Source organism: Nioella sp. (assembly GCF_964229645.1).
Lineage (GTDB): Bacteria > Pseudomonadota > Alphaproteobacteria > Rhodobacterales > Rhodobacteraceae > Nioella.
This window is the reverse complement of sequence record NZ_CAXREX010000091.1, coordinates 1-13,180: the sequence shown is the minus strand read 5'-3', so window position 1 is coordinate 13,180 and position 13,180 is coordinate 1. Positions and strand designations below refer to the sequence as shown.

Annotated in this window: 11 protein-coding genes and 1 pseudogene; 7 read left to right on the top strand and 5 right to left on the bottom strand. The window is 65.0% G+C overall.

The genetic code is table 11. The annotated features are described in order from the left end of the window. The 5 genes from ACEQXV_RS06140 to ACEQXV_RS06120 form a co-directional block, all read left to right on the top strand. Nucleotides 1-671, top strand: a 671-nt coding sequence (locus ACEQXV_RS06140; protein WP_370268334.1) for an NADH-quinone oxidoreductase subunit N, incomplete at its 5' end; no start/stop codon positions are given. A 3-nt stretch (nucleotides 672-674) separates the two neighbouring features. Further along, nucleotides 675-1,424 (top strand): biotin--[acetyl-CoA-carboxylase] ligase, encoded by a 750-nt coding sequence (locus ACEQXV_RS06135; protein WP_370268333.1) that lies wholly within the window; start codon nucleotides 675-677, stop codon nucleotides 1,422-1,424. A gap of 22 nt (nucleotides 1,425-1,446) precedes the next feature. Beyond that, a complete protein-coding gene (locus tag ACEQXV_RS06130) occupies nucleotides 1,447-2,226 on the top strand; it encodes a type III pantothenate kinase (protein ID WP_370250955.1) in 780 nt (259 codons plus the stop codon). Further along, nucleotides 2,223-3,899, top strand: coding sequence for a ribonuclease J (locus ACEQXV_RS06125; RefSeq protein WP_370268332.1), 1,677 nt, complete (start codon nucleotides 2,223-2,225; stop codon nucleotides 3,897-3,899). The genes ACEQXV_RS06130 and ACEQXV_RS06125 overlap by 4 nt, the downstream gene beginning before the upstream one ends. A gap of 85 nt (nucleotides 3,900-3,984) precedes the next feature. Next, nucleotides 3,985-4,824 (top strand): hypothetical protein, encoded by an 840-nt coding sequence (locus ACEQXV_RS06120; protein WP_370268331.1) that lies wholly within the window; start codon nucleotides 3,985-3,987, stop codon nucleotides 4,822-4,824. 7 nt (nucleotides 4,825-4,831) lie between these two features. Here ACEQXV_RS06120 and ACEQXV_RS06115 read toward each other — a convergent pair. The 4 genes and pseudogenes from ACEQXV_RS06115 to ACEQXV_RS06100 all read right to left on the bottom strand — a co-directional run bounded on the left by ACEQXV_RS06115 (nucleotide 4,832) and on the right by ACEQXV_RS06100 (nucleotide 9,561). Then, nucleotides 4,832-6,370 (bottom strand): annotated as a pseudogene (locus ACEQXV_RS06115) (DEAD/DEAH box helicase). A 156-nt stretch (nucleotides 6,371-6,526) separates the two neighbouring features. Beyond that, nucleotides 6,527-6,988: a hypothetical protein gene (locus ACEQXV_RS06110; RefSeq protein WP_370252130.1), complete on the bottom strand. Its 462-nt coding sequence runs from the start codon at nucleotides 6,986-6,988 to the stop codon at nucleotides 6,527-6,529. Between the two features lie 77 nt (nucleotides 6,989-7,065). After that, nucleotides 7,066-8,673 (bottom strand): peptide chain release factor 3, encoded by a 1,608-nt coding sequence (locus ACEQXV_RS06105; protein WP_370268329.1) that lies wholly within the window; start codon nucleotides 8,671-8,673, stop codon nucleotides 7,066-7,068. Between the two features lie 51 nt (nucleotides 8,674-8,724). Further along, nucleotides 8,725-9,561 carry a universal stress protein gene (locus ACEQXV_RS06100; RefSeq protein WP_370268328.1) on the bottom strand — a complete coding sequence of 279 codons (837 nt, stop codon included), beginning with the start codon at nucleotides 9,559-9,561 and terminating at the stop codon, nucleotides 8,725-8,727. Between the two features lie 135 nt (nucleotides 9,562-9,696). Here ACEQXV_RS06100 and ACEQXV_RS06095 point away from each other — a divergent pair, with 135 nt between their 5' ends. Next, nucleotides 9,697-10,440: a hypothetical protein gene (locus tag ACEQXV_RS06095; RefSeq protein ID WP_370268327.1), complete on the top strand. Its 744-nt coding sequence runs from the start codon at nucleotides 9,697-9,699 to the stop codon at nucleotides 10,438-10,440. On the opposite strand, the gene ACEQXV_RS06090 is transcribed toward ACEQXV_RS06095, so the two are convergent. Continuing rightward, the gene (locus ACEQXV_RS06090) at nucleotides 10,437-11,441 is read right to left on the bottom strand and encodes a Hint domain-containing protein (protein WP_370268325.1); all 1,005 of its coding nucleotides are present in this window, start codon (nucleotides 11,439-11,441) and stop codon (nucleotides 10,437-10,439) included. The genes ACEQXV_RS06095 and ACEQXV_RS06090 overlap by 4 nt on opposite strands. A 136-nt stretch (nucleotides 11,442-11,577) precedes the next feature. On the opposite strand from ACEQXV_RS06090, the gene ACEQXV_RS06085 reads away from it, so the two are divergent. Beyond that, nucleotides 11,578-12,357 (top strand): SDR family oxidoreductase, encoded by a 780-nt coding sequence (locus ACEQXV_RS06085; RefSeq protein ID WP_370268324.1) that lies wholly within the window; start codon nucleotides 11,578-11,580, stop codon nucleotides 12,355-12,357. Nucleotides 12,358-13,180: the final 823 nt, after the last annotated feature.

Here is a 13,180-nt window from a genome sequence, read left to right as displayed (position 1 = left end):
TCGTGCACGACGCCTTCGGCGGTGTCGTGGCGGACTGGCAGCAGGTGGTGGCGCTTCTGGCGGTCCTGTCCATGTTCATCGGCGCGATTGCCGCGATCGGGCAGACCGACATCAAGCGCCTGATGGCCTATTCCTCGATCTCGCATATGGGCTTTGCCCTTATGGGTCTTTCCTCGGGCACCGAGCAGGGCGTCAGCGCGATGCTGATCTACATGGCGATCTACGTGACCATGAATATCGGCACCTTTGCCTTCATCCTGTCGATGGAGAAGGATGGCCGCCACGTCACCACGATCTCGTCGCTCAACGCCTTCGCCTCGAAAGAGCCGACCAAGGCCCTGGCGATCCTGCTGCTGATGTTCTCGCTGGCCGGTGTTCCGCCGCTGGTGGGCTTCTTCGGCAAATACGCCGTGCTGCTGGCCGCCGTGGATGCGGGCCTGATCTGGGTCGCCGTCTTTGGTGTCATCGCCTCGGTCATCGGCGCCTTCTACTACCTGCGCATCGTCTACTTCATGTATTTCGGCGAAGAGCGGGAAGGCATCGACGGCAAGATGGGTGCGATGGCCTATGCAGGTTTGGTGGCTGCTGGCGCGATCATGCTGCTTGGGGTGTTCAACCTCTTCGGCGTCGATGGCCTGGCCGAAGCCGCCGCCGCAACGCTGGTGCGCTAAGCGATGCAAGACTGGCCCGAAGGCGTAGGCCGCAGGGTTCTGCAATCGGTCGACAGCACCATGGCAGAGGGCGCACGCATTGCGCCCTCTCTTGCGTCTGCGGAATGGGTTCTGGCGCTGGAACAGACGGCCGGCCATGGCCGTCGAGGCCGGGCCTGGGCCTCTCCCCAGGGCAATTTCTTCGCCTCTTTGGTGATGCGGCCCGACGGGCCGCCCGCCGCCGCCGCGCTGCGCAGCTTCGTGGCGGCATTGGCGCTGCGCGAGGCCTTCGTCGCGGCAACGGGTCGGGACGCCTCCTTCAAGCTCAAATGGCCCAATGACGTTCTCCTCAATGGCGGCAAGGTTGCCGGCATTCTCCTCGAAAGCGTCGGTGCGGGGCAGGGGGTCAGCCATCTCATCATCGGGATCGGGGTGAACCTCGTGGCCGCCCCCGGCGCGGACCAGGTGGAGCCTGGCGCGGTGCCGCCTGTCAGCCTGCTGTCGGAAACCGGAACGCGCATCAGCCCCGAGGCCTTTCTCGATCTTCTGGCGCCCGCCTTTGCTCGGCTGGAAGAGCAGTTCAGCACCTACGGTTTCGCACCCATCCGCACCGCCTGGCTGAACGAGGCCGCGCGGCTTGGCGAGACGATCACCGCCCGCACCACGTCCGAGACCATCACCGGGCGGTTTGAGACCATCGACGAGGCAGGTAACCTGATCCTGACCACGGCCAAGGGTCGCCGGGTGATTCCCGCGGCCGACATCTTCTTCTGATCTCTACGGGGGGACGCCGCCCATGCTTCTGGCCATCGACACCGGCAATACGAATACCGTCTTTTCGATCTGGGACGGTGCCCGGATCCTTGCGACTTTCCGCACCACGACCGAGCATCAGCGCACCGCGGACCAGTATTTCGTGTGGCTGTCCACGCTGATGGCGCACAAGAAACTGGACGTGAAGATCACCGATTGCATCATCTCGTCCACCGTTCCGCGCGTTGTCTTCAACCTGCGCGTTCTCTGCGACCGGTATTTCGATTGCCGCCCGCTGGTGGTGGGCAAGCCTGACTGCCTGCTTCCGAACCCGCCGCGCGTCGATGCGGGCACGCAGGTGGGGCCGGACCGGCTGGTCAATGCCGCCGCCGCCTTTGACCGGCACGGCGGCGACCTCATTGTCGTGGATTTCGGCACCGCCACCACCTTCGACGTGGTGGCCCATGATGGGGCCTACGTGGGGGGCGTCATCGCGCCCGGCGTGAACCTCAGCCTCGAAGCCCTGCACCACGCCGCCGCCGCGTTGCCCCATGTGGACGTGACCAAGCCGCAGGCCGTGATCGGCACCAACACCGTGGCCTGCATGCAATCGGGCATCTTCTGGGGCTACGTGGGCCTTGTGCGCGGGATCTGCGATCGCATCCGCGCCGAGTATGACAAGCCCATGCGCATCATCGGCACCGGCGGCCTTGCGCCATTGTTCTCTCAGGGCGATGTGCTATTTGACCTGATCGAAGACGATCTGACGATCCACGGCCTGACCGTGATCCATCGCTACAACAAGGAAAACGGGCAGATATGACCTCCGCACCTCGACTGATCTACCTTCCCCTCGGCGGCGCGGGGGAGATCGGGATGAACGCCTATGTCTACGGCTACGGGCCGCAGGGCAAGGAACGGCTCATCCTCGTCGATGTGGGCGTGAGCTTCCCCGACATGGACGGCACGCCGGGTGTGGACCTGATCCTGCCCGACGTGGCGTGGCTGGCCGAGCGCGCCGACCGGGTCGAGGGCATCTTCATCACCCATGCCCATGAAGACCACGTGGGCGCCCTTGGCCATCTCTATCGCCATTTCCCCAAGGTGCCGGTCTTCGCGCGCCCCTTCACCGCCAATATCGCCGCCCGCAAGATGGAGGAGGCAGGCCAGGACCCGGCAATGGTTCAGGTCGCGCCGACCTGGCCTGAAACGGTCACGGCTGGCCCCTTCACCGTGGGCTTCGCGCCCATGTCGCACTCGATCCCCGAGGCGGCCGGGCTGGTCATCGACACGCCCGAGGGCCGCGTCGTGCATTCGGGCGACTTCAAGATCGACCACAACCCCCGCGTCGGCGAACCTTTTGACGAAGCGATGTGGGAGGAGATCGGCAAGGCAGGTGTGCGCGCCCTGATCTGCGATTCCACCAACGTCTTTTCGCGCCACGCGGGGCGCAGCGAAAGCGAGTTGCCCAAGCCTATCGGCGAGCTTGTGGCCAATGCACGCGGTATGGTCGTGGCCACGACCTTCGCCTCCAACATCGCGCGGGTCAAAACGCTGGCCGAGGCGGGCCGCGAGGCCGGGCGCACCGTCTGTCTCATGGGCCGGGCGATGAAGCGCATGGTGACGGCCGGCGTCGAAACCGGCGTCCTGACCGATTTTCCCTCGACCGTCAGCCCCGAGGAAGCCACGCAGGTGCCGCGCGAGAACCTGATGCTGATCGTGACTGGCAGCCAGGGCGAACGTCGTGCCGCCTCTGCCGCGCTGAGCCGCGGGCGCTACCTGGGCCATGAGCTCAAGGAAGGGGATACGTTCCTGTTCTCCTCCAAGACCATTCCGGGCAACGAGGTCTCCGTGGGCCGCATCCAGAATGCGCTGTCGGAAATCGGGGTCGAGATCGTGGATGAGCAGTCGGGCTTCTACCACGTTTCGGGACATGCGAACCGGCCTGACCTGATGAAGATGCACGGGCTGGTGAAACCGCAGATTCTGGTTCCCAACCACGGCGAGCACCGCCACCTGCGCGAACATTGCCGGGTCGGGGCCGAGGCGGGCATCACGCCGGTTCTGGCGACCAACGGGTCCATGGTGGAGCTGTCGGGCAACGCCCCGGGCGTTGTCGAGCATGTGGATGTCACGCGCGCCTATCTCGATGGTTCCCGCATTATCGGGGCGCTCGACGGCGTGGTGCGCGAGCGGATGAAGCTGGCGCTCAACGGCATCGTGATGGTGGCGCTCATCATCGACGAGGATGACGAGCCGCTGGAGGATTGCTGGGTCGAGACACGCGGCCTGCCCGAGATGGTCGGCCACGATGCTCTGGCCGAAATGATCGAGGATCAGCTCGCCAGCGCCCTGCCGCGCATGAATCGCAAGACGGTCATGGATGACGACAAGATCGAGGACGAGGTCAAGCGCATCGTCCGGCAGGTCTGCGTGTCGGAAATCGGGCGCAAGCCCGAGGTCGCGGTCATCGTCTCGCGCCTGATGGCGGCCTGAACGCGACCCCGACAAGGTCGATTTCCCGTTAGACCGGCCCTGCTGGCCTGCCCTTTGCTGATGGAAACGGCAAAGGGAGGATACCATGTGGATCGCCGATGATCTGATCGACCGGGCACGCTACCCGATCCACCAGGACGGGCCGGAGCGCGATGCCCTGCTTGCCAGGGTGCGGGCCGATCTCGCGCGTGACGGCTGCGCGGTCATCAAGGGGTTCCTAAGCCAGGCAGGCATCGCGGCGCTGACACACGAGGCCGACGGCGTGTCTGACCAAGGCCATCGCAGCTTCAACCGCACCAATGCCTACTTCACCGCAGACAACCCCGATCTGCCCCAGGACGACCCACGCCGGCAGTTCTTCGACCGCTCGAACGCCTTCATTCCCGCCGACAGCTTTGCCAAGGACGGGCCGCTGCGCGTGATCCATGACAGCGCGGGCTTCGACGACTTCATCCGCGACTGTTTGCAGGAAGAGCGGTTTTATCGCTACGCGGACCCGCTTGCCGATGTCATCGTGAACATGGCCGAGGAGGGCAACGGCTTCCCCTGGCATTTCGACACCAACAATTACACGGTGACGCTGGCCATCCAGAACGCCGAGGCGGGCGGAGCCTTTGAATATGCCCCGATGATCCGCGAGAAGACCGAGAATTTCGACGAGGTGGCGCGCGTTCTGAAAGGCCAGTCAGACCGGGTCAAGGTTCTGAACCTGGAGCCGGGCGATCTGCAACTGTTCAAGGGGCGCTATTCGCTGCACCGGGTCGCGCCGCTGAAAGGCGCGCGCAGGCGCTACGTGGCGATCTTTTCCTACGTGGAAGAGCCGGGCATGGTTGGCGCACCGGAACGCACCCGGCAGCTTTACGGCCGCACCCTGCCCATCCATCACGAACGGGCAGGCCAGCGGGGGGATGCGCTGATCGACTGAGCGCGCCTCAGGCGGCGTCTTCGCCCTCGGGGCTGTCCGGGGTCTCGGCCGCGCTGTCGGCGGTCTCAGCGGGCGGCTCCGTTTCTCCACGGCGCTCTGCAAAGCTCAGCGCGATGAAGCTCGGCATGTGGTCGCCCATGCCCACGATCTGCTCGCCCCGGCCACGGCCGCCACGACCGCGCCCGTCCGAGCGTCCGTCCGACCGCTTGTCGCCGCGACGCTCCGACCGGCGGTCTTGCTTGGGCGCGTCCTCTTCCACGACAGCAGGGGCCGGCTCTTCGGCCTTGTCCTCGGACTTGCGGCCACGGCCGCGCCCACGGCGCTTGCCCTTGTCCCCCTTGTCCCCCTCGTCGCCCGCTTCGTCGGATTTGGACCGGCGCGCGGGGGCCTCGCTCGGCTGCCACGGCGCGTCTGCGCGTGGCACCGGCTTGTCGATCAGGGTTTCGATGGCTGCCAGCAGCTTGTCGTCGGCGGGAACCGCGATCATCACCGCCGTGCCCTTGCGCCCTGCGCGACCCGTGCGCCCGATACGGTGCACGTAGTCCTCGGCATGGCCGGGCACGTCGTAGTTGAACACGTGGCTCACGTTCGGAATGTCGAGCCCGCGCGCGGCCACGTCCGAGGCCACGAGGAACTTGATCGACCCGTCGCGGAACCCGTCCAGCGTGCGCATCCGGTGCGACTGATCCAGGTCGCCGTGAATGGGCTCGGCGTTATAGCCGTGCTTTTTCAGCGACTTGGCGACGATATCCACATCCACCTTGCGGTTGCAGAAGATGATCGCGTTGGTGCAGGCCTCGCCCTCGGCATTGATGATCGCGCGCAGCATCTCGCGCTTTTCCTTGGCGGTCTGGTCGCGCCGCGAGGGTTTGAATTCCACCAGCTACTGCGTGATCGTGTCCGAGGTCGTGGACTGCCGTGCCACTTCGATCTTGGCGGGGTTCGACAGGAAGGTGTTGGTGATGCGCTCGATCTCGGGCGCCATGGTGGCCGAGAAGAAAAGCGTCTGGCGGGTAAAGGGCGTCAGGCCGAAAATGCGTTCGATATCGGGGATGAAGCCCATGTCGAGCATCCGGTCGGCCTCGTCGACCACCATGACCTTCACGTCCGACAGGATAAGCTTGCCGCGCTCGAAATGGTCGAGCAGGCGGCCCGGCGTCGCGATCAGCACATCAACGCCCTTGTCGATCAGCTGGTCCTGTTCCTTGAAGCTGACGCCGCCAATGAGCAGCGCCTTGGTCAGCTTCACGTATTTGGCGTAGGTGTCGAAGTTTTCCGCCACCTGCGCGGCCAGTTCGCGCGTGGGGCACAGCACCAGGCTGCGCGGCATCCGGGCGCGGGCGCGGCCACGGGCCAGCGCGGTGATCATCGGAAGAGTGAAGCTGGCGGTCTTGCCGGTGCCCGTCTGCGCGATGCCCAGAACGTCGCGGCCTTCGAGGGCTGGGGGGATGGCGCCTGCCTGAATCGGCGTCGGCTCTTCGTAGCCGGCTTCGGCAATGGCTTTCAGAACCTTGGGATTAAGGCTGAGATCGGAGAATTTGGTCATATGCGTCCAGTCTGGCGGGCGGATCTGCCCGCGAAGGTGAGTGGAGCGCCTCTGCCACGTCGCGCCCCGCGTATTGCCATCGCGCGCATCGCGATGCTGCCCGTGCACATAAAGGAATTGCGTGTCAGGGTCAAATCCCTGTGGGGCTGGTGTTTTCTAGTGTTGCGCGACCGCAGCGAAGGGCGCGGGCGGCACCGCGAGCGGGATGCTGCCCGAGGGACCCACCAGGAGGGCGCGGAACCCGGCGCGGCCTGCCTCGGCGACCATGGCCTCTGTCAGGGCGATGAACCCGATGGCGTCATTGCGGCAATGGCCGTGGCTGCAACCAAGCCGGGGATCGAGCCTGCGAAAGGGCAGGGGACGGCCCGAAGGCAGCAGGGCCTGGGAAAAGCGCAGGCGATGCACCCCGTCGCGGCGGTGCGAGATGACAAGCGCCAGGACCTCGGTTTCGCCATCGGTGAGGCGCGCCATGTGGCCGTAAAGGACGTGATGCGGGTGGTCGGACACCACCACCTGCCGGGAATACCGGCCCGTCAGCCCTGCATCGGGGGATGCGAACTCGCCGCCTGCGGAAACGCACGCGGCGAGGCCCACACAAAGCACTAGATACCGATACATGCCCCCGTGCGTAGCCCGGCAAATCTTAACGGGGGATTAACGCTCGATATGTGGTTAGCCGGTCCCGGATGGGACCGTCAGACCATCATTTCCTTGGTCGCCGACAGGGTGATCTCGGGGTAGTCGCGCACCACGCGGTCGATGTCCCATTGCAGGCGGGTCAGGAAGACCGGGTCGCCGTCATTGTCGGCGGCCATGTGCTGCTTGTTGGCGGCGGCGAATTTTTCCACGGCCAGGCGCTCGCCCTTGACCCACCGGGCCGAGGTGAACTGCGACGGCTCGAAGCGCACGGGCAGGCCGTATTCCAGTTCGATCCGGCTGGCCAGCACCTCGAATTGCAGCGCACCCACGACCCCCACGATAAAGCCTGAGCCAAAGGTCGGCTTGAAGACCTTGGCCGCGCCTTCCTCGGCGAATTGCATCAGCGCCTTTTCCATGTGCTTGGCCTTCATCGGGTCGCCCGCCCGACAGGTCTGCAGCAGTTCCGGCGCGAAGGAGGGGATGCCGGTAAAGCGCAACGTCTCGCCCTCGGTCAGCGCATCGCCGATGCGCAGTTGCCCGTGGTTGGGAATGCCGATGATGTCGCCCGCCCAGGCCTCTTCGGCCAGTTCGCGGTCGGCGGCCAGGAACAGCACCGGGTTCGACACTGCCATCGGCTTCTTGGAGCGCACGTGGGTCAGTTTCATGCCGCGCTCGAAATGGCCCGACACGAGGCGGACGAAGGCCACCCGGTCGCGGTGCTTGGGGTCCATGTTGGCCTGCACCTTGAAGACGAAGCCCGTGACCTTCTTTTCCTCGGGCGAAACCTCGCGCGGTTCGGCGGTCTGCACCTGCGGTTCCGGGCCATAGCCCGCGATGCCGTCCATCAGTTCCTTGACGCCGAAACTGTTGATGGCCGAGCCGAACCAGATCGGCGTCAGGTGGCCTTCGAGAAAGCTCTGCTTGTCAAGCGGCGGCAGCAGCTCGCGCGCCATCTCGACCTCTTCGCGCAGCTTTTCCAGAAGGTCCGCGGGGATGTGCTTGTCCAGAGCCGGATCGTCCAGCCCCTCGATCTTGATCGATTCCGCCACCTTGTTGCGGTCGGCGCGGTCCATCAGTTCCAGCCGGTCGCGCAGCAGGTCGTAGCAGCCCAGGAACTCGCGCCCGACCCCGATGGGCCAGCTGGCCGGTGTCACGTCAATGGCCAGGTTTTCCTGGATCTCGTCGATGATCTCGAACGTGTCGCGGCTTTCGCGGTCCATCTTGTTACAGAAGGTCAGGATCGGCAGATCGCGCAGGCGGCAGACTTCAAACAGTTTCTGGGTCTGGCTTTCCACGCCCTTGGCGCCGTCGATCACCATGATCGCGGCATCGACAGCGGTGAGCGTGCGGTAGGTGTCTTCCGAGAAATCCGAGTGGCCGGGCGTGTCGACCAGGTTGAAGCGGAACTTGCCGTAGTCGAAGGACATGGCCGAGGCCGAGACCGAGATGCCCCTGTCCTGTTCCATCTTCATGAAGTCCGAACGCGTGCGCCGCGCCTCGCCCTTGGCACGCACCTGTCCGGCCATCTGGATGGCGCCCCCGTAGAGGAGGAATTTTTCCGTCAGCGTCGTCTTGCCGGCGTCGGGGTGCGAAATGATCGCGAAGGTCCGGCGGCGGGCGATTTCAGGCGGCAATTCGGGGCGGTTCGAGGGCGTGTCCAACATGGCCGCGCGTATAGGCGCAGCCATGGGAATTGGCAAGGATTTGCAGAGCGGTCAGCGCGGGCGCGCGATCAGCACGTCACAGGGCGGCATCCGCATCAGGTCGGTCGCCACGCTGCCCAGGATCGCCCGCACGGCCCCGACGCGCCCGTGCGCACCCGCCGTGACCAGCGTGGCACCGATGCGCGCGATCTCCTGCTCCAGTGCTGCCATGACGCTGCCCGACAGGATCGAGGTCGCCCCGCAGCTTTCCGGCAGGGTCGTGGTGTCGCGCCAGCGGGCGTCTGCCTCCTGCGCCTCCAGCCGGAAACTGGCGGCGATCTCATCGGTTCCGCCCGGCGAGGCAGCCATGAGCCCGCCATAGGGCACGTGAAAGGCATGAACCGGCAGGATGCGAGCGCCGGGCGAGAGCTGCGCGGCCTGCTCGATCGCGGCGGTCGCGGCCGGTGAGAAGTCGGTGGCCGCGATCACCTGCTCATAGTCATGATCCTCGCGGTCGCGCACCATCAGGACTGGGCAATTCGTCATCCGCACGATGCGCTGCGCCGTGGTTTCGCGCAGGGCGTCCAGGAAGGGGCGGGGCCGATGGGTGCCCATGATCAGCAGGCCGGGGCGGCGGGTTCGGACCAGCTCGATGATGTCGGCCGTGGGATCGCCGAATTTCACGATGATCTCGGCCCTGTCGTGCAGGTCGAGCCGTCCGACGAAGCGATCGAGCGCTTCTCGTGAGGCCTCCAGGTGCCGCGCGGCCACATCGGGCGGCGGCGCATCATCGACGATATGGGCCACGATCACCTCTGCCCCGTTCTGGCGCGCCAGGCGGAAGGCGCGGCGCACGGCCCGGTCGCTGCGGGCGGACATGTCGGTCGCGACGAGATAGGTCTCGGTCATGGTCGGTTTCTCCCCCTCTCGATAGATAATAGGTGGGAAGGGCCGGGGGGCGGGGCAAGAGGGCTGCGACAGCGTTGCCCTGTGCGAAATCCGGGCTAGGTTTGGATCAGGACAGTCAAACAGGCGGGCCACCCCATGACCAAACGCGTTCTCATCCTGGGCAGCGGACCCAATGCAACCGATTGCCGGGACTGGGACCTGTCCGGGTTCGACGCGGTGGTGGCCATCAACAACGCCTGGCGGGTGCATCCGGCCTGGACGCACCTGATCCACCCCGAGGACTTTCCCGCCGACCGGCACCCGGACCGGCTGGAAACCGGCCAGCGGGTGATCACGGCGGCGCAATACGTGCCCGCGCAGAACCGCCTTGGCGGCTTTGTCTATGCCGGTGGCACCATGGCCTTTACCGCGGGCTACTGGGCGCTCGACACACTGCGCCCCGAGGTCATGGCCTTCCTGGGCTGCGACATGGTCTACCCCGCCACGGGCAACACCCATTTCTATGGCACGGGCGAGGCCGATCCGCTGCGCGAGGACATCACCCTGCAATCGCTGGAGGCCAAGTCGGCCCGGCTGATGCTGTTGGCGGCCCAGGCTGGCTGTCGCTGTGTGAACCTGTCGCGCGCAGCCCGGTCGCGATTGGTCTTTCCACGCGCGACGCTGCCCGCCCTGCCGCATCTTCAGGCCCCTGGCTCTCCGACCGAGCTGGAGGATTTTCGCGAAGCCCAGATGCGCGAAGCCGAACTGGCCTATTTCGCGCCGTCTGGCCGGTATTGGGAAGAGGCCGAGCGCTTCGACCGCCACGAACTGTCCGCGCTCGACCAGCTTTGGCTGGCAGCGCACCTAGCTTATGCGGGGCGTCGGAGCGAGGCGGCCTAGTCGTCGCTGCGCTGGCCGCGACTGGCTCGCGTCAGCCTGTCGGCGGTGTCGCCGTCGCCAGCAAGCCCCGCGCCATCGACCTCGATATCCTGTGCGAGCATGCGGTCGGCATCGGACTGCGCAACCTCCAGATTGCCGGGCAGGGCGGCGCGGGTCTGGGGCGTGACCAGCAGGCTTTCGACCGCGACACCCTCGGCATAGATGATCTCATGGGCATCGAAGAGGATCTGGTAGCTTTCGATGAACCCGCCTTCCTCGCGCAGAACGGTGCTTCCATTCACAAGGTGCGTGGCCTTTATCAGCACCTCGGACCGGCCTGCGCCAATCGTGTCATCGCGCTGCCAGATGAACAGCCGGTGATGTGGAAAGAGCCTCAGGTCATTGGCGACATTGAGCGTGCCCTCGCGGATCAGGATGGGCGCGAGCGCCCCCGTGGCGCGTTGCACCTGCTGGCCGATCCAGCGGATCTCGCGCGGGCCGTGGTCGCGTGTCAGCAGGCGCTCGCCAGCTCGCAGCTCTTCGACCGGCACCTGGCGGCCGTTGGCCAGCGTCAGGCGCGTGCCCGCGATGAAGCTGACCGAGGCGATATCGGCCAGCCGCTTGGGGGCGCTTTCGGCCTCGGAAGCGACCAGTTCGTATTCGCCGCGCGGTTCGACCGGGGCGAGCGGCAGGAACACGCGGGCGGTGTCGGCCTCTCCGGTCACGGTCAGGATCAGCAGTTCCACCAGCGTTCCGCCCGGCGCCATCAGGCTGTGGCAGACCTCCAGCAGCACCCGGTCACCGGGCTGGCCCATGTCTGACCCGTCGGCGACCTCGGTTCCCGAAGGACCGTCCCAGATGGCAAGCTGCCTTGGCCGGGCCTCTCGTTCCAGCCGGTAGTTGTCGCCCGCCACCACGTCATTGGCGCCCCCGATCGGGTCGCCTTCATTCGCCCCCCAATGCACCCGGAAATCGGAAACGGGGTAGGTGGGAAAGCTGAACTGTGCGGGTCTGCGGGACATGAACTGGGGCTCCGGGCTACTGATCTTTCGCTAATCCCCGGCGCAACGCAGATCAAGCGGACAGAAGGTGGCAGGCGCTGCGCGAGGATGGTAAGCCGGTGGTTAACGAAAGCTTAACACAGCAGGGGAGGCTGGCATGGATCTGGGAATTGCGGGCAAGAGGGCGCTTGTCTGCGCTTCGTCGAAGGGCCTGGGGCGTGGCTGTGCCGAGATGCTGGCCGCCAATGGCGTGAACCTCGTGATGAACGCGCGGGGCGCGGAGGCCCTGGAACGGGCAGCGACCGAGATTCGCGCGGCCCACGGCGTCGAGGTGACGACGGTCGCGGCGGACATCACCACCGATGCGGGCCGTGCCGCCGTGCTGGAGGCCGCAGGCGCGCTCGATATCCTGGTGACCAATGCCGGCGGGCCTCCGCCGGGGCTCTGGTCTGACTGGGAACGCGAAGATTTCATCAAGGCGCTGGACGCCAACATGCTGACCCCGATCGCGCTGATGAAAGCGGTTTTGCCCGGCATGATGGAGCGGGGATGGGGGCGTGTGGTCAACATCACCTCGCAATCGGTCAAGTCGCCGATCCCGGTTCTGGGCCTGTCGAATTCCGCGCGCGCGGGCCTGACGGGCTATGTCGCCGGGACCTCTCGCCAGGTGGCGGGATCGGGCGTGGTCATCAACAACCTGCTGCCTGGCATTCACGCGACCGACCGGGCGATTTCGCTCGATACCGGCGCGGCCGAAGCGCAGGGGATCTCGCTGGAAGAAGCCAAGACACGCCGCGAAGCCACCATTCCTGCCGGCCGCTACGGCACGGCCGAGGAATTCGGGGCGGCCTGCGCGTTCCTCTGCTCGCAATATGCGGGCTTTATCGTGGGTCAGAACCTGCTCTTGGATGGCGGTGCGGTGAACAGCACGCTCTGAGGTCGTTTCCAAAGGTTATTCCTGGTTCAAGCGGAGTCTCAGACTCTGCCTGAATCCTTATGGAATCCTTGACTCTTTCTGCAGCACAGTTTGATGAAATCCCGGCCGGACGGCGCAGGATGAATGGGAGCGCGCAGGGGAAAAGTGCAACTGATCCTGCGTCTTGTCCTGCCAATGCGCGGATTCTTGATCAGACTCTGAGCAGATCGTTGAAGACTTCTCGATTGTCAGACGAGATTCAGGAAAAACGAGTCAAAATCAGCTGTTACGAGATTCCAGATTCACGATCTTGAAAATTCGTTCTTTGTCTAAATCTGGCTTGAAGATTCCACATTTACGGACTCAAAAAAGATTCAGCTGGCCGTGGGTGGTAAAAGCTCGGCAAGAGACAACGCACGCGTCAATAATTTTGATCAAATATGGGAATTCAGGGCGGTTTTGAGTGGATTTCCGGACGTTCGCGATCTGATACCAGATTGGGACGCTGAACGAGTTCTTCTCACCTGGACGGGGCCGTCAAACCGATGAATCGCGGCTTTGTTTTCTGTGGATAAGTTTGTGGATCAAGTATATTTGCACAGGGATTCCAGCAAATTGAGATGAGATGTGAAAGTCCCTGCCAGATCTCTCGCGCGCCGCTGAGCCCCCCAGATCGACCGGTGGCGTGCTGATCACGACGCTTGAACCGCCGTTTCAGGGCTGTGATCCGCGAAACCCGAGGCAATTGATCGGAAATCCCCGTGCACACTCCCCCCCGTCTGGACGTCCGTAATCTGACCTGCTCCTTCGCGGGCCGGACGGTGCTGCGTGACGTGTCGCTGCA

Coding starts and splice junctions, on each gene's coding strand:
- ACEQXV_RS06125 (WP_370268332.1), top strand. CDS start 2,223: ATGACCTCCGCACCTCGACTGATCTACCTTCCCCTCGGCGGCGCGGGG.
- ACEQXV_RS06095 (WP_370268327.1), top strand. CDS start 9,697: ATGACCAAACGCGTTCTCATCCTGGGCAGCGGACCCAATGCAACCGAT.
- ACEQXV_RS06130 (WP_370250955.1), top strand. CDS start 1,447: ATGCTTCTGGCCATCGACACCGGCAATACGAATACCGTCTTTTCGATC.
- ACEQXV_RS06085 (WP_370268324.1), top strand. CDS start 11,578: ATGGATCTGGGAATTGCGGGCAAGAGGGCGCTTGTCTGCGCTTCGTCG.
- ACEQXV_RS06110 (WP_370252130.1), bottom strand. CDS start 6,988: ATGTATCGGTATCTAGTGCTTTGTGTGGGCCTCGCCGCGTGCGTTTCC.
- ACEQXV_RS06105 (WP_370268329.1), bottom strand. CDS start 8,673: ATGTTGGACACGCCCTCGAACCGCCCCGAATTGCCGCCTGAAATCGCC.
- ACEQXV_RS06120 (WP_370268331.1), top strand. CDS start 3,985: ATGTGGATCGCCGATGATCTGATCGACCGGGCACGCTACCCGATCCAC.
- ACEQXV_RS06090 (WP_370268325.1), bottom strand. CDS start 11,441: ATGTCCCGCAGACCCGCACAGTTCAGCTTTCCCACCTACCCCGTTTCC.
- ACEQXV_RS06100 (WP_370268328.1), bottom strand. CDS start 9,561: ATGACCGAGACCTATCTCGTCGCGACCGACATGTCCGCCCGCAGCGAC.
- ACEQXV_RS06135 (WP_370268333.1), top strand. CDS start 675: ATGCAAGACTGGCCCGAAGGCGTAGGCCGCAGGGTTCTGCAATCGGTC.